This is a genomic window from Pedobacter cryoconitis (assembly GCF_001590605.1).
In the GTDB taxonomy this organism is placed as follows: domain Bacteria; phylum Bacteroidota; class Bacteroidia; order Sphingobacteriales; family Sphingobacteriaceae; genus Pedobacter; species Pedobacter cryoconitis_A.
On record NZ_CP014504.1, the window covers coordinates 3,208,764 to 3,228,734 of the forward strand.

The 19,971-nt window shown below is 39.7% G+C and carries 22 protein-coding genes; 7 read left to right on the forward strand and 15 right to left on the reverse strand.

What is annotated here, in order from left to right; genetic code table 11:
• Window positions 1-23 precede the first annotated feature (23 nt).
• A complete protein-coding gene (locus AY601_RS13365; RefSeq protein ID WP_068401905.1) occupies window positions 24-827 on the reverse strand; it encodes a hypothetical protein in 804 nt (267 codons plus the stop codon).
• A gap of 130 nt (window positions 828-957) precedes the next feature.
• On the opposite strand from AY601_RS13365, the gene AY601_RS13370 reads away from it, so the two are divergent.
• Complete coding sequence (locus tag AY601_RS13370; RefSeq protein ID WP_335340578.1) at window positions 958-2,001, forward strand: LacI family DNA-binding transcriptional regulator; 1,044 nt, start codon at window positions 958-960, stop codon at window positions 1,999-2,001.
• A 34-nt stretch (window positions 2,002-2,035) separates the two neighbouring features.
• On the opposite strand, the gene AY601_RS13375 is transcribed toward AY601_RS13370, so the two are convergent.
• The gene (locus AY601_RS13375) at window positions 2,036-2,473 is read right to left on the reverse strand and encodes a nuclear transport factor 2 family protein (protein ID WP_068401906.1); all 438 of its coding nucleotides are present in this window, start codon (window positions 2,471-2,473) and stop codon (window positions 2,036-2,038) included.
• A gap of 115 nt (window positions 2,474-2,588) precedes the next feature.
• On the reverse strand, window positions 2,589-3,170 hold the full coding sequence (locus AY601_RS13380) for a tRNA-(ms[2]io[6]A)-hydroxylase (protein WP_068401908.1): 582 nt from the start codon (window positions 3,168-3,170) through the stop codon (window positions 2,589-2,591).
• A 112-nt stretch (window positions 3,171-3,282) separates the two neighbouring features.
• Between AY601_RS13380 and AY601_RS13385 the strand changes: the two genes are divergently transcribed.
• On the forward strand, window positions 3,283-4,518 hold the full coding sequence (locus AY601_RS13385) for a glycosyltransferase (protein ID WP_068401910.1): 1,236 nt from the start codon (window positions 3,283-3,285) through the stop codon (window positions 4,516-4,518).
• Window positions 4,519-4,522: 4 nt separating this feature from the next.
• On the opposite strand, the gene darG is transcribed toward AY601_RS13385, so the two are convergent.
• The 4 genes from darG to AY601_RS13405 all read right to left on the reverse strand — a co-directional run bounded on the left by darG (window position 4,523) and on the right by AY601_RS13405 (window position 7,275).
• A complete protein-coding gene (gene darG / locus AY601_RS13390) occupies window positions 4,523-5,575 on the reverse strand; it encodes a macro domain-containing protein (protein ID WP_068401912.1) in 1,053 nt (350 codons plus the stop codon).
• Window positions 5,575-6,222, reverse strand: a complete 648-nt coding sequence (gene darT, locus AY601_RS13395; RefSeq protein WP_068401914.1) for a DUF4433 domain-containing protein — start codon at window positions 6,220-6,222, stop codon at window positions 5,575-5,577. The genes darG and darT overlap by 1 nt, the downstream gene beginning before the upstream one ends.
• A gap of 61 nt (window positions 6,223-6,283) precedes the next feature.
• A complete protein-coding gene (locus tag AY601_RS13400) occupies window positions 6,284-6,787 on the reverse strand; it encodes an SDR family oxidoreductase (RefSeq protein ID WP_232324593.1) in 504 nt (167 codons plus the stop codon).
• Window positions 6,788-6,924: 137 nt separating this feature from the next.
• Window positions 6,925-7,275, reverse strand: coding sequence for a winged helix-turn-helix transcriptional regulator (locus AY601_RS13405; protein ID WP_068401916.1), 351 nt, complete (start codon window positions 7,273-7,275; stop codon window positions 6,925-6,927).
• Between the two features lie 128 nt (window positions 7,276-7,403).
• Between AY601_RS13405 and AY601_RS13410 the strand changes: the two genes are divergently transcribed.
• The 3 genes from AY601_RS13410 (at window position 7,404) to AY601_RS25690 (ending at window position 9,202) form a co-directional block, all read left to right on the forward strand.
• The gene (locus tag AY601_RS13410) at window positions 7,404-8,186 is read left to right on the forward strand and encodes an SDR family oxidoreductase (RefSeq protein ID WP_068401918.1); all 783 of its coding nucleotides are present in this window, start codon (window positions 7,404-7,406) and stop codon (window positions 8,184-8,186) included.
• Between the two features lie 451 nt (window positions 8,187-8,637).
• A complete protein-coding gene (locus AY601_RS13415; RefSeq protein ID WP_157287905.1) occupies window positions 8,638-8,904 on the forward strand; it encodes a hypothetical protein in 267 nt (88 codons plus the stop codon).
• Window positions 8,905-9,061: 157 nt separating this feature from the next.
• Window positions 9,062-9,202, forward strand: a complete 141-nt coding sequence (locus AY601_RS25690; RefSeq protein ID WP_157287907.1) for a hypothetical protein — start codon at window positions 9,062-9,064, stop codon at window positions 9,200-9,202.
• Between the two features lie 66 nt (window positions 9,203-9,268).
• On the opposite strand, the gene AY601_RS13420 is transcribed toward AY601_RS25690, so the two are convergent.
• The 3 genes from AY601_RS13420 to AY601_RS13430 all read right to left on the reverse strand — a co-directional run bounded on the left by AY601_RS13420 (window position 9,269) and on the right by AY601_RS13430 (window position 14,489).
• Window positions 9,269-9,535: a hypothetical protein gene (locus tag AY601_RS13420; protein WP_068401922.1), complete on the reverse strand. Its 267-nt coding sequence runs from the start codon at window positions 9,533-9,535 to the stop codon at window positions 9,269-9,271.
• 201 nt (window positions 9,536-9,736) lie between these two features.
• Window positions 9,737-11,107, reverse strand: a complete 1,371-nt coding sequence (locus AY601_RS13425) for a RagB/SusD family nutrient uptake outer membrane protein (protein ID WP_068401924.1) — start codon at window positions 11,105-11,107, stop codon at window positions 9,737-9,739.
• A gap of 22 nt (window positions 11,108-11,129) precedes the next feature.
• The gene (locus tag AY601_RS13430) at window positions 11,130-14,489 is read right to left on the reverse strand and encodes a SusC/RagA family TonB-linked outer membrane protein (protein WP_084359252.1); all 3,360 of its coding nucleotides are present in this window, start codon (window positions 14,487-14,489) and stop codon (window positions 11,130-11,132) included.
• Between the two features lie 298 nt (window positions 14,490-14,787).
• Between AY601_RS13430 and AY601_RS13435 the strand changes: the two genes are divergently transcribed.
• The gene (locus tag AY601_RS13435; RefSeq protein ID WP_068401926.1) at window positions 14,788-15,723 is read left to right on the forward strand and encodes a DUF6268 family outer membrane beta-barrel protein; all 936 of its coding nucleotides are present in this window, start codon (window positions 14,788-14,790) and stop codon (window positions 15,721-15,723) included.
• A gap of 112 nt (window positions 15,724-15,835) precedes the next feature.
• Here the strand turns inward: AY601_RS13435 and AY601_RS13440 are convergent, their stop codons facing one another.
• The 3 genes from AY601_RS13440 to AY601_RS13450 are packed head-to-tail and all read right to left on the reverse strand — an operon-like array spanning window position 15,836 to window position 17,432.
• A complete protein-coding gene (locus AY601_RS13440; RefSeq protein ID WP_068401928.1) occupies window positions 15,836-16,582 on the reverse strand; it encodes an SDR family oxidoreductase in 747 nt (248 codons plus the stop codon).
• A gap of 19 nt (window positions 16,583-16,601) precedes the next feature.
• On the reverse strand, window positions 16,602-16,793 hold the full coding sequence (locus tag AY601_RS13445) for a hypothetical protein (protein ID WP_068401930.1): 192 nt from the start codon (window positions 16,791-16,793) through the stop codon (window positions 16,602-16,604).
• A 36-nt stretch (window positions 16,794-16,829) separates the two neighbouring features.
• Window positions 16,830-17,432: a TetR/AcrR family transcriptional regulator gene (locus AY601_RS13450; protein WP_068401932.1), complete on the reverse strand. Its 603-nt coding sequence runs from the start codon at window positions 17,430-17,432 to the stop codon at window positions 16,830-16,832.
• Between the two features lie 158 nt (window positions 17,433-17,590).
• Here AY601_RS13450 and AY601_RS13455 point away from each other — a divergent pair, with 158 nt between their 5' ends.
• Window positions 17,591-17,983, forward strand: coding sequence for a hypothetical protein (locus tag AY601_RS13455; protein ID WP_068401934.1), 393 nt, complete (start codon window positions 17,591-17,593; stop codon window positions 17,981-17,983).
• Window positions 17,984-18,038: 55 nt separating this feature from the next.
• Here AY601_RS13455 and AY601_RS13460 read toward each other — a convergent pair whose 3' ends face one another.
• Window positions 18,039-19,475, reverse strand: coding sequence for an amino acid permease (locus AY601_RS13460; protein WP_068401936.1), 1,437 nt, complete (start codon window positions 19,473-19,475; stop codon window positions 18,039-18,041).
• Between the two features lie 285 nt (window positions 19,476-19,760).
• Window positions 19,761-19,970, reverse strand: a complete 210-nt coding sequence (locus tag AY601_RS26350) for a hypothetical protein (RefSeq protein WP_068401938.1) — start codon at window positions 19,968-19,970, stop codon at window positions 19,761-19,763.
• Window position 19,971: the final 1 nt, after the last annotated feature.

A 19,971-nucleotide genomic window follows, 5' to 3' on the forward strand; every position in this document is an offset into this window, starting at 1 on the left:
ACGGCTTTCAAGGCCTATTTATTTTATTTTTTCCCTGCTGGAATCAAGCTTGAAATCCAGTGGATCAAATCAGTCCCGGCTTTAAGGTTATCATAGGCAACAGGAAGTTTTTTCCCATCCACATATTCATTGTATAACCACGGATCGCCAATGATAATCACCGATCCTTTACCATATTTTGATAAGGCAATCACGTCATAACCATCTTTATCTTTCAGGATAGATTTTGCAGGAGTGGTTATTGCTAAACTACTGAATTCTTTGATATACAACTGTTTCGCTGTTTTGAAGACCGGATCTCCCGCAGGCACCATGATCTTTCCCATATCAAACTGATTACCAGTCACTCTTCCCCGGCTATCCGGATTGAACTGAACACCAAATACTTTGGCCAGTGTATTGAAATGGTCTAGCTCTGCGTTACCGATATCATTCCCCATCAGCAAAAGCACACCTCCTTTTTTTACCCATTCAGAAATCGTTTTAACATCCGTTGCCTTGATAAATTCAGGAGCACTATTTTCCTTTTCCGTATCCGGGTCAACAATGATATAAACAGCAGAACCTTTTAGATTTTGTGCAGTTGGGGCTGCATAGAGTGTGGACGTTTTAAACCCGGCTTTGTTGAATTCGGCTCCCCAAAGAGAGAAACCACCATTGGTTTGTTCGTCCCATTTATAATGCCAGGAAATGAGTTTCCCATCTGTGTCTTTTTTAGTTTCGTTGTTGAAATAAGAATCAAGCATTACAGTTTTTTTACTTTGTGCATGACCGTTTAAAGCGGTAAAAACGAGGACACTGGAAACTATCAAATGGAATTTATTCATAAATATCTGGTTTATATTTCGTTTTCAACAACTAACAAGTCTACATAGTTTTAGGCGCAGAATGAAACAAAAAGGCATAAATTATTGTGCAATCGTTCCCGGCACAACCAGAAATTATTTGTAGACTTGTATGATTTACAATATCCGCAACGGAATCATGTTTGAGCCTTTTACTTTAAAAGATATCGCTAAGGCATTAGGCCTTTCTACTTCCACTGTTTCAAGAGCATTGCGTGATACGCATGAAATTAGTCCCGAAACAAAGAAACTTGTGCTGGATTATGCACAGCAAATCAATTACCGTCCAAATCCTATTGCATTAAGTTTAAAAGAGCGCAGAAGCAAGTCTATCGGAGTTTCTTTAAGTGAGGTTGCGAATCAATATTTCGCGCAGGTGGTCAATGGGATTGAGTCTATTGCTTATGACCGTGGTTATCATGTTATTATTACGCAAACGCATGAGTTTTATGAACGCGAAAAGGTAAACATCCAGCATTTAGCTTCCAGATCGGTTGATGGTTTACTGGTTTCTTTGTCTGCCGAAACTACTGATACTTCTTATCTTCAGAATTTACATCAGCGGGGTCTGCCTATGGTATTTTTTGACCGGGTAACCGATCAGATCAATACCCATCAGATTATTGCAAACAATGTGAAAGGTGCATTTGAAGCGACCGAATATCTGATTAAGCAAGGTTGCAAACGCATTGCCCATTTAACAAGTTCAGCTCATTTGTCCATCAGTTCAGAGCGTTTAAATGGGTATAAACAGGCTTTAGCAAAATATAATCTTCCCTTCAATGAGGCTTATATCAAGTATTGTGCGCATGGAGGAATGTTCCAGGAAGAAACTGATATTTCGGTCAGAGAATTGATGAATCTGAAGGAAAAGCCTGATGGTCTTTTTGTAGCCAGTGATCGGTTGAGCATTGGGGCGCTGGCCGTATTTAAGGAGCTGAAAATCAAAGTTCCGCAAAAGATGGTCATTGCCGGATTTTGTAATTCTGATGTACTTGATCTGATGTGCCCGACGCTGACTTCGGTCCGTCAGCCTGCTTTTGAAATGGGACAGATTGCTACTGATATGCTGCTGAACTTAATAGAAAGCAAGTATCCGGTTCATGACTTCGAAAAGAAAATACTGGATACAAGCTTATCGGTCCGCAATAGTTAGTTTAGGCTGTGGTCATTAGTTTATCCCACGATAGTTAGTCTGCATGGAATGCGCGTCTTGCGATAATCTTCCAGTCTTTTTTCTCTTTTTTCAGCACTAAAACTACACCCAGACTAATGTGTGCAGGCTTACCCCCGTCATTTGTATCTGCGATTAAGACATGACGTACAATAGCTACATTGTTCTGGATCGTAATGGATTGTTTGGTGAGTTCAATCGTTTTAAAGTCTGATCTTTTCGAGGTAATATCAGCTACAAATGCTGCCTTGTTCTGAATTTTACCTCCGGAATGTCCATAGGTTAAATCTGCAGATACTACACTTTCCAGGTCAGATTTGTTCCCGCTGATCATAGCTTCTCTTAATTTCTCTACAACTGCGGCAACTTCGGTTTCTTCTTTAGAAGCAGTTTCCTGGGCTTTTGCAAACACACACGACGTGATTAAAAGCAGGGATAAGATTATTTTTTTCATACAGTTTAGGTTGGTTAGGTTTTTAACAGGCTTACAATTTTACTGTTCGTATTAATTGTTTACAGCACGTATTGATTGGCTTAAATTACTCGTTAATAATGAGTATTATGCCAGGCTACCCGTGGATAGCCTCTTTATTTCCAAAACTCTGGATCAGTTCGCCTTCAAATTCCAGCCACTCCTTCCATCTTTTATCAACATCTACATCGATTGTATATTTTCGGGCGAAATTTAAAAACGTAGTATAATGCCCGGCTTCAGAGATCATTAAATCATGGTAAAACTTCGCTAATTCCTGGTCTTTAATATTTAATGACAATACCCTGAAACGCTCGCAACTTCTGGCTTCTATCATTGCGGCAAATAACAACCTGTCAATAAATGCATTGTTCCGGCTTCCATCCCTGCGGCTGAATTTCACTAAACGGCCCACATAGTCATCCTTACGTTCACGGCCTAAAGTATAACCGCGTTGTTTGATAACTTCTACTACCATCTGGAAATGCTGCATTTCTTCGATTGCAATAGCCGTCAATTCTTCCACTAAATCCATGTGCTCAGAATTATTAGCGATCAGCGTAATGGCATTTGTTGCTGCTTTCTGTTCACACCAGGCATGATCAGTTAATATCTCTTCTAAATTTGATTCAGCAATATTCGCCCAGCGCGGGTCTGTTAATAATTTTAATCCAAGCATGAGGTTATTAATAAAATTCTTTGTTGACAAAATTACAAATAATCACATTGTTTAATGCGCTGTTTAGAGAATCTGCGCTAAAAACCTCTATTTTTGCATAAATTTTAAAGGAATGTCTAAAAAGAGTGTATTGATTATTGGATTGGTCTGGCCTGAACCTACTTCTTCGGCAGCGGGTACAAGAATAATTCAGTTAATCAATCTATTTCTTTCTCAAGGTTATACAGCAATATTTGCTTGTAGTGCCTCAAAAAGTGAATTTAGCTTTGACTTACCTGCTATCGGTGTAACTGAGCAGGAGATCAAATTAAATGATAGCAGTTTTAATACTTTTCTGCAGGAGACCAGTCCCGATGTTATACTTTTTGACCGCTTTATGGCCGAGGAACAATACGGATGGAGAGTACAGCAGGAATGTCCGGATGCGATCAGGATACTCGATACAGAAGATCTGCATTGTTTACGTTATGCGCGTCAGCAAGCGATCAAGACACACAGTCCACTGGAACTGTTTACTGATCTGGCTAAAAGAGAGATTGCCGCTATATTACGTTGTGATTTATCTTTAATGATTTCGGAATCAGAGATAGAGATCCTGCAGGAGCAATTCCGTATAGACCCATCTTTAATGTACTACCTGCCATTTTTAGAAGAAGAACTCACTGCAAAAGATATTCAGGGATGGAAACCATTTGAAGAACGCGAAGGGTTTATGTTTATTGGCAATTTCCTTCATGAACCCAACTGGAATACTGTTCAAATACTAAAGACAAAAGTATGGCCTGAGCTCAGAAAAAAGCTGCCACAAGCTAAACTCCACATCTACGGTGCTTACGCTTCTCAAAAGGTGATGCAACTGCACAATGAAAAAGAGAAATTCTACGTGCATGGCCGTGCAAAAGATGCCCGGAAAACAATTTCAAAGCATAAAATAGTACTGGCACCTATCCAGTTTGGCGCAGGTGTTAAAGGAAAATTTATTGATGCCATGCAAGCAGGGACTCCAGCTGTGACCACTTCTATAGGTGCTGAAGCAATGAAAGGAAATCTGGAATGGAACGGGGTGATTGCAGACGATCCTTTTCTTTTTATCAACCGGGCAGTCCAGCTATATCAGGACAAAGTCTGGTGGTTCCGGGCACAACAAAATGGGGTACGGATTATTAATGAACGTTATGGAAAATCAACGTTTACTCAGCCATTTATTGAATTCCTCCAAAATTTGTCTCTGAATTTAACAGCTCATCGCAAGCGCAATTTCTTCGGACAGATTTTGCTGCACCATACTGCAAATAGCACGAAGTATATGTCTTTGTGGATTGAAGAAAAGAATGCGCAAAAAGTTTAATGATTTAACCAAAGTTCAACTGTGCACCATAATGGAGAAGATGATTCCATGCAATATCTATGTACTTATCCTTAAAGAGCTTTTTCTTTCTTTCAGACCATTTAACTAAGATGGCAGCTTCCTCCTTACTTATCCCAGGATTCTCTTTTTTGACAAAATCCAGGGAAGCGAGTATCTCAATAGAGAGTGCTGACTGAAAGCCATCAATAAGCTTAACCAATTGTTTAATAATATTCTGCTGCTCGGCAGTAAGCTCTTTTTTTACGAATTCAGAAATCTCGGCAAGTCTGGAATATTGAAGATCAAAAGGCTCAAAAGCCTTTAATTCATTCTGCTCAAGGCCCCTTATAAAACTACCGTTCATCGCCTGAACCATATGCTCTATCTGAACACTGTACGGACCATAATGAAGTGCCTGAAACTTTAATCTCCTGAAGTTACTTTCTCCTAGTCTTTGAAGAAAATACGTAAGTTTATTTGCTATAAAGAGACTAGTATTTTCTCCCAGGGAATCATAATAGAACATCGCATAAAGCAATATAGCCTTGGCTGGCGTCAACTTAACATCTTTATTGAGATTCTGCTGCTTTAGAATTTGCTTAACCTGATCATTTGGCTCATAAATTATTATCTCAACATCCTCAATTCCGCTGAGATACTGTTCTATCATAGATTTTACCTTTTCCCATTTAAGTCCACCGTTACCGCAGCCCAACGGCGGGACTGCAATGCTCTTTATCCCACTTTCAACAATAACCCTGGCTAATTCTTTTAGTCCTTCCTCAATATAGCTGTATTGGGATTTCTTATACCACTCCGTCTTAGTCGGAAAATTGATAATAGTTCTTTCACCTTCCAGAGTAGCATCCTTAACGATCAATAATTTTCCGGGTACTACTGAACCTTTTCTGCATTCCTCCCGATAGATCTTAAAATTCAGCGGGAAGCGTTCTTTGAATTGCAGGGCAATACCCTTCCCCATTACACCAACCGTGTTGACTGTATTGACCAATGCCTGTGTTGGGGCGTCCAGTAAATTACCTTTAATATATTTCATTAGTAATAATATCTGCCTTTGGGATTTATGTATATATTCAAATTTAGATTAAGTTCTTCTTTAATCTGTTGTATCTGCACCTGTCTTTCCTCATTATAGACAACTATATTGCTGATACAATTCGGCAGGACAGAATACTTGACCAGGAATTCGGCTTGTTTCTTTCTCATTCTGTCCAGATCTTCATCAATGGGGTGCCAGTATCGCTCCCGGGCGAGATCGAGATCTATCTGATCCATATCCTCTATATCATTATAAAACGCGGTAATGGCCGTTTTAGCATGTCCATCTGTGAAGCACCATTCAGCACAATTATTGATGATGCTCTCCAGATTGCAATAAAGATAAACAATATCTTGTTGATGGCGTTGGGTAATATTTCTCTGACCAGTCTTGATATTAAGTAACATTGGAGAAAGCGGTCCGAAATAAAAAGGGACATAGTCGCCAAGATGTTCATTTGGTGGATTCACTCTGACCAAGTGATCATGCCTTTGTTGGATCAGATTTGAATCGCCAATATTGATGTAACCAGGATCTGCCTGAACATGCCCATAATTGAATAGCCCTTGCGTTAACGCATAACGAACATTATCTATGTGGGTTATACGGAAGATCCAGATTTTATTAAGTTCATATTGAGGCATTAAGACAAAAATACCAAATCTTTTGATATCAAATACTTTTAGGCTGCATATAAATTTCTAATTATCCTTCAAAAAATCTTGTTCTGTAAGCTTGACACGTTAACAATACGGGCAGCTGTTGATTTGCGAAGTAAGGGCAGTGTTGCTTGTGTAACGGCAATAACTCCAAAGAGACATTAGTTTCCCAAACCGTCCGTACCTCGTCAAGCGATGCCTTAATGGCTTTGCCATCTTCCGATGTCTCTTCCAACGTCCTGCCGGGTTTACCTGCATGAGATATTGCTGCATTATTTACCAGCAGGTCGAGGTGCCCGGATTCTTTTTCTATACGCTCAACCGCTGCGTTAATGGTGGATTGCTGGGTTACATCCAGCTGTATCGCATGCGCTGCAATGCCGATCTCAGCAGCGGCCTTTTCTCCGTTGCCCAGGTTACGTGAACCGAGATAAACAATATAGCCGTTGTTTGCAAGTGCTTTAGCGATTTGAAAACCTACGCCCTGATTGGCACCTGTGACTAGCGCAACAGGTTTGTTATTTGTTAATGATTCAATCTGATTTGCCATAAGATTAGGATTAATGATTGAACAAAATTGTGCAATCATTATCCGGCAATCCTAACCAAATCAAGGATATGCTTAACCAAAATGAAAAGTTGTCAACTAAGATATTAAGCTGGCTATGGGTTGGTCACATTGCCTGACTAATTTTTTGTAAGTATTCCCCTTAACTTCTCTTCATGTTCATCGCCCCATAATCCTATGGAATGAATTAATGGAATTAAACTCCGGCCAAATGCAGTCAAACTGTACTCTACTTTCGGTGGAAGTACTGGAAAAATAACCTTCGAAATCAGTTCGTGTTTTTCCAGCTCATTTAACTGAACATTTAAAACCCGGCGTGAAGCCCCCGGAATTTTTCTTTGCAGCTGACTGGGCCGGATATGCCCTTCATTGATAAAATAAAGTAATCTTATTTTCCATTTTCCATATAAAACCTCCCCTACTAAATCAAGTCCGCAATCATAGTTCTGTACTATCTTTTTCTGATACATGCGCTAAAGATAGCGTATTGCCCAAAATCTGTCAATACGGATAAATTTAACCCTATCCGATTCGTTTATCCGTAATTGTGCCAACTGATCAGACACCCGATCTTTGAGCTCATCAACAAACATTAATTATGAATATGTACAACGAATTATCTGGTCAGATAGCACTCGTAACAGGCGGGACAAAAGGAACAGGAAAGGCAATTGCAGAAAGACTAGCTCTTGCAGGAGCAAAAGTAATCATCACTGCAAGAAATAAATCAGAGGATGTGAAACCCGGTTTCCACTTCATCCCAGCAGATCTAAGTAAACCAGAAGGCACCGAAAAATTAACCGCAGCAATCTTAGCGGAATATGGTGGAATAGACATCCTGATTAACAATCTCGGTGGCTCAGAAACCCCTGGCGGTGGATTTGCAGCACTATCAGACGAGCATTGGTCAGAAACACTTCAAACTAATCTACTGGCTCCTGTAAGGCTCGATAGGGGTTTGTTACCTTCCATGTTAGCAAAGGGCTCAGGAGTCATTATACATATCGCCTCGATACAGGGAAGACTGCCATTACCTGATTCTACTTTACCTTATGCAGCCGCTAAAGCCGGACTGATCAATTACAGCAAAGGGTTATCAAAAGAGGTTACTCCAAAAGGTATACGCGTATTAACCGTATCACCGGGCTGGATACAGACAGAAGCGGCTATAAGGATGATGGAGCGCTTAGCGGAAAGTTCAGGAGATACCATAGAAAGCGCAACTCAACAAGTGATGAATTCATTGGGAGGTATCCCGATGGGCAGGCCAGCCAAACCAGAAGAAGTTGCTGAACTTGTAGGATTCCTTGTCTCTCCACGTGCAAACTATTTATCAGGAACTGAATATGTAATTGACGGAGGAACTATTCCAACTATTTAACAGCTGAAACATTGTACCCCCCCTATAAACAACCATACAAACAGCATAAAAATACCTACCTAACTTACTGACAAGTAAATTCAAAATAGCTAAATAATAAAGCTATATCAGCCGGGTACTGCCCGGGTACTGGTCGGGTACTGGTCGGGTACTGGTCGGGTACTCGTTAGGGTAAGAGCAGTGCTAAAGTAACGCGAGAGCATGGCAAGTCCAAGTCAAAACAACTAGTTGAAATGACTTGGACTTGCCATAGTTAAAGCCCGTTTACAACCTGGTGTCATCCCGACCACCACTCAGGCACAACCAAACCATAACTAGTTGAAGATTCATGAAATTATAATACCCCCTTTGACTAACCCATGGACAACTGCGGACAATTGCAGACAGCTGCGGACAATTACGGCCATTTTTTACGCATCAGGATAATCTTTAACGCGAATAGCTTACATTGGTGGAAAAGCAATTATTTATTATGGGAAGTTTAACGGGTAAATTTTCAAAGGGAATCCTGGACGATTTCATTTTTAAAGCAGCAGTTTGGTGTACAAGTTGTTTCAAAAGTTCTGTACCGGGCATAAGGAAACAAGCAATGGAAACCCAGAGGCATCAGAGAACTTTCGTCAAAGTAGCAAGCCTGGAAAAATCAGGATCTTTCCTCTCCCTGAGAATTCCGCTGAAGGGTTGGCCGATCTCTTATCAAAGTAATCAGGGCGTTTAATACTGATATATTGAACTATAAAATCAGGCAGTAATTAGCTTATTAAAGAATCGTAACCAGCTGCTTTGAACTCAAAAAATATCAAACCCAAAACTTGAAATTTAATCCCTGATCTACAAGTTTATGACTTGATCCACAAAAAGGGACTGAACGCAATATGACTGCAAACAATGCGGCCAGATCTGTGAATCTGTTACATGGTATTAAAGGAGAGTTTCCTGAACAGGAAATCAACTGTGATACGGTATTGGTGGCTGACGGAGAGCTGGTCAAACCTGAAAATATTCCTGCTATTTAAAGATGTCCTGAGTGATGCTGTTTCCAACAGTGTTTACTGCGGAAAACAATACACTCAGGTCATCGCTTAAAAAGCTATATCAATCAGGCTGGTCAAAGGAATATGAATTCCGTTTTTCAGCTGAATATATTTCTCTGTAACTGACCATACTGTCGTATTCACAGTCTTTGGACCAAATTTGGTATTAAATGTAATGTCTGCTTTTGATTTGAATTCATTGCCTAAACGCTGAGCACCACTGAGCTTATCTTTTAATTCTTCAATGTGGTTCTGATCTGCTGCTATAATTTCACTTACGTCTATTGACTCCTTTTCGATTAATTCTCCTAACATAGTATAATGGCTAATTCTTTCTTAAATATGCATTAAATCTATTTAAACAGCAATAACATCCTAAAAGAGTTACAATTCTATGAGTTAAGCTGTGTAGCCTGAAAATCTAATGGCATAGTTTTCAGGCCAATAGTAGTTTCTCTTTAAAATGAAAAGAGAGGCAAAAACCTCTCTTTTCATTTTATAAACCTGTAAATCAATCTAGTACCCTTTATTTTGGGTCAAGGTTGGATTATTTCTGCGTTCTGCATCAGGAATAGGATATAAATAGTAATTAGCATCTGGTTTAGTCATCATATCTGTCAATGCTAAACCGGTTCTGCAATAGTCAAACCACGCTTCTCCTTCAAACATCATCTCTTTTCTCTTCTCTTTTTGTACGGCAGTGATGAATGCTGCAAGCGTAGTAAAAGTAGAAATGTCAGGAGTCGTGATTCCAGCTCTGTCACGTACCTTTTTATAAGAATCATATGCTGCTGCACTCACCGCCCCATCTACGCGGGCCTGAGCCTCTGCATGGATCAGGTAAATTTCTGCAATACGGATAACCGGTACATTTTGAATAGCCGGGTTAAATATTCTGTACTTGCCGATATAGTATCTCGGATCTGCCGGCGTATTCTGGTAAACAGTAAAGTCTTTCCTTTTATCTGCTGCTTCATATAAATCAGCGATTGATTTACCTTCTGCATAAAATAAAGCAGAGGCATTCGGATTACTTACTGTCGCGAGTGGATTGGTAGCCTGTGCATCAAACTGCAATTCAAAAATTGATTCTGAAGTGTTTTTTGTAGTCCATACCGACCCAAAGTCAACCGGCATACTTGCTCCGCTTGTCGCAATCACGTCCTTCGCTAATCTTGCTGCTTCTGCATAAGTATTCGTCACGCTTCCGTTGTATAAATAAACTTTAGCCAGCAAAGCTTTGGCTGCATTACCTGTTACTCTGCCTTTTGTTTCTGAAATGTTAGCATAAGCATTCGGCAAATTAGTAGCTTCTATCAAGTCTGCAATGATTTTCGCATAAACTTCTGCTACGGTATTACGTGGTACTTTAAGGTTGTCAGTTTCTCCGGTTGGCGTTAAGATCAAAGGAACATCTCCAAATGCTCTGACTAAGTTAAAATAAGTCAAAGCTCTGATAAATTGTGCCTCTCTGATGAATTGCTGTCTTTTATCGGCGGCAATTGCAGTTTCTGGCATTGCAGCTACTTTAACCACAATATTATTTGCTGCATTGATCGCTGCATAACCTGTTGTCCAGATACTCTGTACCCATGGATTATCAATACGGATTGTATTTGTTTTAAAGTCCACATATTCAGGAAAGCTGGATACGTGATTCACGTGCCTGGCCGAAAATTCAGGAACAATAATCAGGGATTGTCCGTAAGAATTAGCGCCCAATTGTGTTCTGTACATCCCCATTACTGCCGATTGGGCTCCTTGTTGTGAATTGAAAATATTATCAGGGGTAATCTGTGCAATAGGTTCCCTGTCCAGGAATTTTTTACAGGACGTAAAGCTTAAGGACACGGCTGCTAGTAAAATATATTTTGAAATCGTCTTCATGTGCTGTTGAATAGGGTTGTTCTTAGAAAGTTAAATTGATACCTGCAGTAAAGATCCTTGGCTGCGGATAACTACCGTAATCATAGCCGTAAGTCAAACCAGCATTGGCACCGCCATGGCTAGAGCTAACTTCTGGATCATAACCTTTGTATTTAGTAAATACGAAAGCATTTTGTACGGTAGTGTAAACACGTAAGCTTTTGATCTTCAATTTCTCCGAAACTTTATCACTTAAAGTATAACCAAACGTGATATTTCTCAATCTGAAGAACGAACCATCCTGTACAAAACGGTCAGAGATTGCTGTGTTATCAAAGTTTCCAGGTGTTGGTCTTGGGATATCAGTGATCTCTCCAGGATTTCTCCAGCGTCTGTTCCAGTCTGCGAAACCATTACTTGTTTTATTACTTCCATCCAGCCCTGAAGCCAGGTTATAATTGAACACATCGTTTCCATAAGAGAATTGCCCCATAATGCTCAGGTCAAAGTTTTTATAGGTAAATGTATTCGTGATACCTCCATAGAAATCCGGATTTGGATTACCAATGATCCCACGATCTTTAGGATCGTTCGGTGCACCAAGGCTACCGTCTTGTTTGATATAGTCAATCATACCAGTCTGAGAATTTACACCAGACATCTTCCATCCATAGAAGGAACCAAGTGGCAAGCCCTCTCTGGCAATATTCAATCCACCAACACCACCACTTAATTCTCCGCCTGGTAAAGAAACAACTTTGTTCCTGTTAAATGACATATTTAATGAAGTGCTCCATTTCAATGCGCCAACCAGATTCTGAGTAGTTAATTCAAATTCAAAACCTTTATTCTGAATCTTACCTACATTGGTAAAACGGTTTGCAAAACCTGAACTTGTCGGCACAACTACACCAACTAAAAGGTCAGAAGTATTTTTTATATAATAATCGGCAAGTATAGAAATACGGTTATTAAACAAACCTACGTCAACTCCAAAGTCCAGTTGTTTGGTTGTTTCCCATTTCAGGTCTTTATCACCTAATACGTTTGGTAAATAACCAGGATTACCCAGGTAATTATTACTTCCGCTATATAAAGAATAACTCGCATAGTTAGGAATGTTCTGGTTTCCTGTAACACCCCAGCTTGCTCTTAATTTCAAGTTGCTGATTACTTTGTTGGTTTTCAGGAAGTCTTCATCAGATGCGCGCCATGCAGCACCAAATGATGGGAAAGTAGCGTAACGGCTGTTTACTCCGAAACGTGAAGATCCATCTACTCTGAAGTTTGCTGTTAAAAGGTATTTCCCTTTGTAATCATAGTTAACTCTTGAAAAACCAGAAGCGATACTCCACTCTTCAGGAAACGAATTTGCACCGGTAATTAAACCACCTGCAGAAATATATTCGATATCGTTAGATGGGAAGTTTGAACGGCTGGCATCTACAAATTGTATGCGGGATTGTTGAACTGAAGCTCCGGCAAGTGCATCAATATGATGTTCACCAAATGATTTCTGGTAGCTCAGTGTCGTTTCATTGATCCATAATTGATCTCTTGTATTTCTTTGTGCACCGATTCCACCTTGCGCTGCGAATGAACGGATACCGTTTGGTGGCATAAAGAAGGTTTCATCGATATAACTTAAGTCAGCACCAAAACTGGTTTTTAGAGTCAGTTCGGGCATAAATTTGTATTCTGCTGAACCGCTTGCCAATACTCTGAATGTTTCTGATTTATTAACTGGCAGCAATAACATGGCCAATGGATTCTCACGACTGGTGTTAACCTGGTCGTAAGCATAACTTCCATCAGGGTTATAAACAGGAAGGTTTGGCGGTGCAAAAATACCTGTTTTTGTAGACCCTTCTTTAGAGTTTTCTTCCTGAACACGGTCATTCAATGCTCTGGTCAGATTCACACGGGCAGAGAATTTTAATTTTTCACTGTGTTGGTGATCCAGGTTGATCCTGGCACTTAAACGGCTGAAGTTAGAGTTTTGAATCACACCTCCCTGACGCATATAGCCAATGGATGTATAGTATTGTGTTTTTTCAGATCCTCCGCGTGCAGACAATTCATAGTTACGCGTTGGCGCTGTTCTGAAAATCTGTTTCTGCCAGTCTGTGTTGATGTTAGGGTTAGCTAATATTTGTGCTGGAACTGCGGTAGGATTACCGTTGGCATCCAGCAGATATTTGTAGTAGTCTTTCATGTAATCCTGGTATTCACCAGTATTCATCATCTTATATTTTCTCTCGTTTGGAACTTCTGAGAACCCTTCGTAAGCGTTAAAGCTGAAGGTACTGGTACCTGGCTGACCTTTTTTAGTGGTGATCAGCACGACACCATTTGCTGCTCTTGCCCCGTAGATTGAAGAAGAGGCTGCATCTTTCAAAATTTCTACAGATTGTACATCTGATGGGTTAATAGAAGCCAGGATATTAATTCCCTGCGTACCACCACCGAAGTTGAAATTACTTCCACCTGTAAAATTCGTTGTACTGTTCACTGGAATACCATCTACTACATATAATGGGTCAGAACCAGCATTGATCGAAGTAGTACCCCTGATCCTGATATTTAAACCACCACCTGGTGATCCTGATTTCTGGGTAACCTGTACCCCTCCTGCTTTACCCTGAATTGCCTGGGTAATAGTCGGCATCACATCGTTTTTAATCTGGTCAGCCTGGATACTGGAAACTGAACTGGTCAGTTTTGACCGGTTAACGGTTCCATATCCGGTTGCAACGACTTGTACTTCACTCAGTACTTTTGATTCTGTTGCCATGACCACATTCAGGGTCTTGCGTTTATTGACGGGTTCTTGTTTAGTCTTATAGCCCATATAGGCGAATACAAGAATTGCATTTTCGCCCGCGGCAATCTTAAATTGCCCTTTGCTATCGGTAAGGGATTTATCTTTTCCACCTTTAACGGTGATGACTACACCAATTAATGGTCCGCCAGCGTCAGAGACTTTACCAGTAATGGAGTCCTGAACGGCTTTGCTGCCAGCAGTATCTTGTACAGCTGTTTTAACTGCCGTATCCTGAACAGCTTTTTTAGGTGCAGTATCCGGAATAACCGTTTTAACAGTTGTATCCTGGGCTACCTTTTTAACAGTAGTATCCTGTGCAGGTTTTTTAACAGTCGTGTCCTGAACTACTTTTTTACGGGTAGTATCCTGAACAACTTTAATTACCGGGATCACGGCACGTTTTGCAGTATCCTTTTTCATGGAATCTTTTTTCACAGAATCCTTGGGAATAGTGTCGGTTTGGAATACTACTGTCCTGAAACTTGACAGGTCTTTTCTATGGGCAGCTCCTTGTGCAAAGTGGGTGCTGAATACCATGGCGAGTAAGCATACGAGGTACGGTAAAGGGTTTCTTTTCATCTGAAATACAAAATCTTTAAGTAATGAGCAAGTTATTAAGGATGCAGAATAGCAATTTTCGCTCCACAGATTAAAATAGCATTAAAAACCTCGTTCCAAGCTATTTAAAATTGGTTCATTGTTTCCGATTGTAGACATTCTCTACAGCTTGTAGGAAGAATCAACAGCATTCTGACCTGATTTAAAGGCGGAATATTAATTTTTAATGTGACGTCAGGGTAAAAAGCAAAGAGGTTGTCCTATGACTAAACAGGAAAAAATGTTCAACAAATATTCAATACCTCATTCGTTTAAATTTATGTTTAAGAAAAATCAGTTCTTCCAAAGATTGCTTATCGTTCTTCTTCTTTTAACAGGCACCAATGCAATGGCTCAATTCGGTCCGGAGAATACGTTGGACATCAATGCAATCTACGTTCCTGAAAGTAAATACACGCAGAAAAACGGGCAGGTAGAAAATGCAGAAAAAACTCAGAAAAGGATTGAGCTGAATTATAGTTTCCCGATTTCGGCTAAATTCGATCCTGCTACAAAAAAAATCCAAAAATGGACAGGTATAGTGAGTGGCGGTTACACTGAAATGTCTGGTAAATCCAATAGCCAGGATTTAATGCCAGACAAATTACTTAATAGTATGCTAGGGGTAACTTATTTACGCTCCATGCGAAATAAATGGGCAATGGTCAGCCTGTTAACCGCTGGCATAAATACGGATCTTAAAGCAGTAGATCATCATGATATATTTATCAGTGGCGGTGTACTTTTTATCAAAACTCCCCGACCAGGATTCTCTTATGGATTTGGGGCATTTGTTGTGAATGCACTTAATGCACCTATAGTTTTACCCGGTTTGATGTTACATTTGGAAACAGAAGGCAGATTTAAATTCAATATTGATATACCTACTGAGGTCAGCGTTGCGCGTGATGTAACCAAAAAGATGGAAGTAAAGTTAGCGGTGAGGTTTAAAAATACAAGCTTTGATACCGAGAACAAGGTTGAGCCTGATAGACGTTACCTAAACTACACGGAATTACCTGCTGGTCTGGAAACCAAGTTTAAGAGCAAACATTTTGATTTTGTACTGGGTGGCGGTTATATGATTTTAAGAAATTATGATCTTAAAGAGGGCGGTGTCAAGAACTTATTTACCAATGGACAAATCAATAAATTAGGCGGGAATTTTTTCGTCAATGCAGGGATCAGGCTTAAATTTAATAAGGAGGGTAAGTAAACAGTTCTTTTTAAAAAGACAAAGGCCGTTTCAATCTAAAGTGCCCCAAGAAAGTGTCTAACTTTTTGGTGGCACTTTGGATTGAAACAGCCTCTTTTCGATATATTAGAGCTTATGCCTCTACACCGTTCATCGCATTTAAAGCCACCAGAGGTGAAGTACGCGCCAGTTCATAAACTTGCGCGGTTCCACCTACGTGTATTTCGTAGGTGTCATTTTTAAAAGCTTCAAAAAATTCTGTAGCCACTTGTAAAGGTGGAATACCATTTTCCGCTCCACCAATCTCTTTAGAAAAATCAGTATTCACTAAAGGTGGCATTAGTTCAAATACCTTAACATTGGTAGCTTTTAAAGCCAGACGCAATCCTTGAGTATACGAATGGACCGCTGCTTTACTTGCACTATAAGTCAAGAAGCGAAGGCCTGGTGCGATTGCTACGATAGAGCTGACATTAACCAGTGCAGCTTCTTCTTGTTTAATCAATTGAGGCAATAGTTTTTCAGTCAGACGGATCAGGGAAATATAATTGGTATTCATTTCGTCTGCTGCTTTTTCCCAGGATTTCTCTCCGGCAAGCACATCGTAAGTATAAACAAGGCCTGCGTTATTGATCACTACATTTAGTGCCGGAAAATCGGCAGCAATCCTACTCACCAAACGGTCAACTTCTATTTCTTGTGTGGTATCAAATAAAATACCAGTCACGTTGTCTAGTTTGGCCACAGCTGTGTCCAGCCGTTTTTGATCACGACCAGTTATGATCACGTGATTCCCTTTTTCTGTCAATAGTTTAGCGACTTCAAATCCGATACCAGCAGTTCCGCCAGCAATCAGAATAGTGTTATTTGTTGATTTCATCTTTTTATTCTATTATATTTTAATTGTTTCTTGTTAATGATCGGACGAAGGGATAACTAATGGTAATTACCCAGGATATATCTTCTAAGGTTACCCTTAAGTTCCCCCTCATATAATTCAGCGCTACATTTACACTAGAGGTGTCAATTAATTCCATGATCGCGGCTGCAATTACAGTAATCAACAGGATCTGACGTTTTAAAGGAATCATATTATACTGATTGGTATATTTTAGGGTAAAAAAATTTTAGCGCTCAATCTGGTCAATAAGTGTTTCTACGGTGTTCAGTATCAGATCCATTGAAGTCACATCGCCGGTAATATTAGAAATCATAATCCCTCCTTCTATGAGTGCGATGATGGACAAGGCTGTTTTACGGGGATCAATATTGGTTTTAAATTCCTTTTTTAGTATACCTTTTTTGATGATTGCTGTTAAATTACCTTCCCAGTTTAAGACCACGTCCGCAGCTCGTTTCCTTAGTAACTCATTGGTATCATCAGCTTCTGTTGCGGTATTGAGTACCGGGCAGCCTCCCCTGTTCATGGTTTCTTTTATAATTTTCTGATAAACCCGCACATAGGCCATTAGTTTATCATAACAGGTAGTTGCCCTGTTAACTTCCTGGCTTGTTAAATTAGCAACTCTTGAATAGTTATAATCAAAAACCGCCACTGCAACTTCTTCTTTGTTTTCAAAATTACCGTAGATACTTCCTTTAGTCAGACCGGTAGCTTTGGTCAGATCGGATAAGGATGTTCCTGCATACCCTTTTTTATTAAAAATCACCGCGGTACTTTCAATGATAAAGTTCCGGGTACGTTCAGCTTTGGTGTATGACTTATTCATAGGACAAATATATACCGATTGGTATATAAAAACAAGTGTAGGATTTTTTATTACTTCTGCGTGGCAATTTCAATTTTTCAGCAGAGGTGAACTGGAAATAAGATAAATTAAACTAACTTGTAATTAACTGACTATTCTTAATTATTAATCCTGTTGTTATGAAAAAAATTACACTTACGTTTTCTGCATGTTTGCTGGCGCTTTCACTTTCCAGCTTTATTCCTGCATCCCAAAGCCTTAAGGCTGTTCCTGATGCGAAAAGTTCAAAGGCAGTTTTTTTCGGGTTTAGCGGGCCTGCTGTGATTAGTGCAAGTGGTGGCCCTTACTTGTTTAAGGCATCTGGTCTTCCTGTTTCTGATAATGGGAATACGCTGATTTGCGGAAATACTGTACAGGGAGAGCAGTATTTAGTATTCCCTGAGGCAGATGGTACTGCTGATATTGAGATATATGGTTCTAGCTTCAGCAATTTAAGAGGCTCACAGCATATTTGGATTGTGGATCAGTATGGAAATACGCTGGAAAGTTTATATGTGTTTGTCACGAATTAAAGGCTTTTCTTAAATAAAGAAGGGGTTCTGAAAATTTTCAGAACTCCTTCTTTATTTAAGCTTGTTGTTTTTGTTTCCGCTTAACCAGCAGGTAGCACAGGTACAAAAGCACCAGCCATCCAGGAATAAGTTCAACCGGAAGTTTCATTCCTGTAATCCACATGATGACTAAAATACCAACCAGAAAGACCAGGCAAATATAGTTGGACAATGGATAGATAAAGGAAGGGAATTTGGTTTTTATGTGTTCAGCTTTTTTTTGTTTTCTGAATTTTAAATGCGTGATACTAATCATCAACCAGTTGATCATCAGCGAGGAAACAACTAAAGACATCAAAATACCGAGTGCTTTTTCTGGCATTAGTTTATTGATGACAATACTGATTGCTACAAACAGTCCTGAAACCAGGATAGCTTTTAAGGGCACATGGTTTTTATTCAGCTTTGATAAAAAAGCAGGTGCGTTACCTTGTTCAGCTAATCCAAAAAGCATCCGGCTGTTGCTGTATACACAACTGTTATATACGGAAAGCGCTGCTGTCAGCACAATCATATTCAGCACATTGGCAATGATGCTCGTAAAGAAAACAGTTTGACCAAACAGGTTAAACTGGAATCCTTTTAAGCTTTCAAATACCATTACAAATGGACTGCTGTCTGTGGTAATATTTTTCCAGGGCGATAAAGAGAAAAGAATAACGAGTGCGCCTACATAAAAAATAAGGATACGGTAAATAACCTGGTTTGTTGCTTTAGGAATAGTTTTTTCAGGATTTTCGGCTTCAGCAGCTGTAATTCCAATGAGTTCTAATCCACCAAATGAAAACATAATCAGTGCAATGGCAGAGAGCAGTCCCTGATAGCCACCTTTTCCATCAGAACTTAACAATCCTTTCGCAAAAAAGCCGCCGTCATTCCAAAGGTTTTGTATACTGGCTTGTTCACCACCAGATCCGCTAACCAACAGGTAACAGCCAAAAAAGATCATCGCAATAATGGCTACGACTTTAACAATAGAAAACCAGAATTCCACTTCGCCATAAACTTTAACTGAGGTGAGGTTAAGTGCATTAATGGTTAGAAAAAAGAATAGACTGGATGTCCATAAAGGGATAGAAGGCCACCAGAAGTGAACATAAATCCCAATAGCTGTTAATTCTGACATACTCACCAGGATATAGAGAACCCAGTAATTCCAGCCAGAAGCAAAACCTGCGAATGAGCCCCAATATTTATAAGCAAAATGACTAAAACTTCCTGACACAGGTTCTTCTACGACCATTTCGCCAAGTTGGCGCATAATAAAAAAGGCAATGATACCAGCTACGGCATACCCTAAAATTACGGAAGGGCCAGCGAGTACTGCAGCAGGGCCTATTCCTAAAAACAAGCCTGTCCCTATTGCACCACCGAGTGCGATCAATTGAATATGCCTGTTCTGCAAGCCTCTTTTAAGCTTATTATCGTCAGGTTTTTCGTTGAGTTGTTTCAATTTTTTATGGAATTAATCTGATTGTAAATGAGAGTGAACTAGGTACGATATACTAAATTCCAACAAAAATGTAAACTTATATCCATTTGAGCTATTAAAAGGTCAAATAAATTTAAATAGTTTCCAGCTTAAAGAGGTTAATCAGAAAATTATTATACCTTCCGTGGTCAATCCGGCACCAGTAAATTCTAACCTGACATTTAAATGAATACTAAAGTCAAGGGCTATTTTTGGGGATGTATTTCGTCCGCAACTTTTGGCCTGATACCGCTGTTTGCTTTACCTTTAATGCGCAAAGGAATTCCTCATGATTCGCGTCATTAAAATGGCGACAAATACCGGGTATATAAATAAAATTGTAGAAGCAGTGCCCACGCCCAGATAATCATAACCCACCAGTAAATATTGCGCTGATAAAGCATATAATATACCTAAAATACCCATCGGGACAATTTCCCTTTTTGCGATCCTGAAGGACTCTTTTTTGAACAGCATA

Excerpts from the sequence above, each read along its gene's own strand:
- AY601_RS13455 (WP_068401934.1), top strand. The coding sequence starts at position 17,591 with ATGAAAAAAATTACACTTACGTTTTCTGCATGTTTGCTGGCGCTTTCA.
- AY601_RS13420 (WP_068401922.1), bottom strand. The coding sequence starts at position 9,535 with ATGTTAGGAGAATTAATCGAAAAGGAGTCAATAGACGTAAGTGAAATT.
- AY601_RS13435 (WP_068401926.1), top strand. The coding sequence starts at position 14,788 with ATGTTTAAGAAAAATCAGTTCTTCCAAAGATTGCTTATCGTTCTTCTT.
- AY601_RS13370 (WP_335340578.1), top strand. The coding sequence starts at position 958 with ATGATTTACAATATCCGCAACGGAATCATGTTTGAGCCTTTTACTTTA.
- AY601_RS26350 (WP_068401938.1), bottom strand. The coding sequence starts at position 19,970 with ATGCTGTTCAAAAAAGAGTCCTTCAGGATCGCAAAAAGGGAAATTGTC.
- AY601_RS25690 (WP_157287907.1), top strand. The coding sequence starts at position 9,062 with ATGACTGCAAACAATGCGGCCAGATCTGTGAATCTGTTACATGGTATT.
- darG (WP_068401912.1), bottom strand. The coding sequence starts at position 5,575 with ATGAAATATATTAAAGGTAATTTACTGGACGCCCCAACACAGGCATTG.
- AY601_RS13410 (WP_068401918.1), top strand. The coding sequence starts at position 7,404 with ATGAATATGTACAACGAATTATCTGGTCAGATAGCACTCGTAACAGGC.
- AY601_RS13450 (WP_068401932.1), bottom strand. The coding sequence starts at position 17,432 with ATGAATAAGTCATACACCAAAGCTGAACGTACCCGGAACTTTATCATT.
- AY601_RS13380 (WP_068401908.1), bottom strand. The coding sequence starts at position 3,170 with ATGCTTGGATTAAAATTATTAACAGACCCGCGCTGGGCGAATATTGCT.
- AY601_RS13445 (WP_068401930.1), bottom strand. The coding sequence starts at position 16,793 with ATGATTCCTTTAAAACGTCAGATCCTGTTGATTACTGTAATTGCAGCC.
- AY601_RS13375 (WP_068401906.1), bottom strand. The coding sequence starts at position 2,473 with ATGAAAAAAATAATCTTATCCCTGCTTTTAATCACGTCGTGTGTGTTT.
- darT (WP_068401914.1), bottom strand. The coding sequence starts at position 6,222 with ATGCCTCAATATGAACTTAATAAAATCTGGATCTTCCGTATAACCCAC.
- AY601_RS13385 (WP_068401910.1), top strand. The coding sequence starts at position 3,283 with ATGTCTAAAAAGAGTGTATTGATTATTGGATTGGTCTGGCCTGAACCT.
- AY601_RS13425 (WP_068401924.1), bottom strand. The coding sequence starts at position 11,107 with ATGAAGACGATTTCAAAATATATTTTACTAGCAGCCGTGTCCTTAAGC.
- AY601_RS13365 (WP_068401905.1), bottom strand. The coding sequence starts at position 827 with ATGAATAAATTCCATTTGATAGTTTCCAGTGTCCTCGTTTTTACCGCT.
- AY601_RS13400 (WP_232324593.1), bottom strand. The coding sequence starts at position 6,787 with ATGGCAAATCAGATTGAATCATTAACAAATAACAAACCTGTTGCGCTA.
- AY601_RS13430 (WP_084359252.1), bottom strand. The coding sequence starts at position 14,489 with ATGAAAAGAAACCCTTTACCGTACCTCGTATGCTTACTCGCCATGGTA.
- AY601_RS13440 (WP_068401928.1), bottom strand. The coding sequence starts at position 16,582 with ATGAAATCAACAAATAACACTATTCTGATTGCTGGCGGAACTGCTGGT.
- AY601_RS13405 (WP_068401916.1), bottom strand. The coding sequence starts at position 7,275 with ATGTATCAGAAAAAGATAGTACAGAACTATGATTGCGGACTTGATTTA.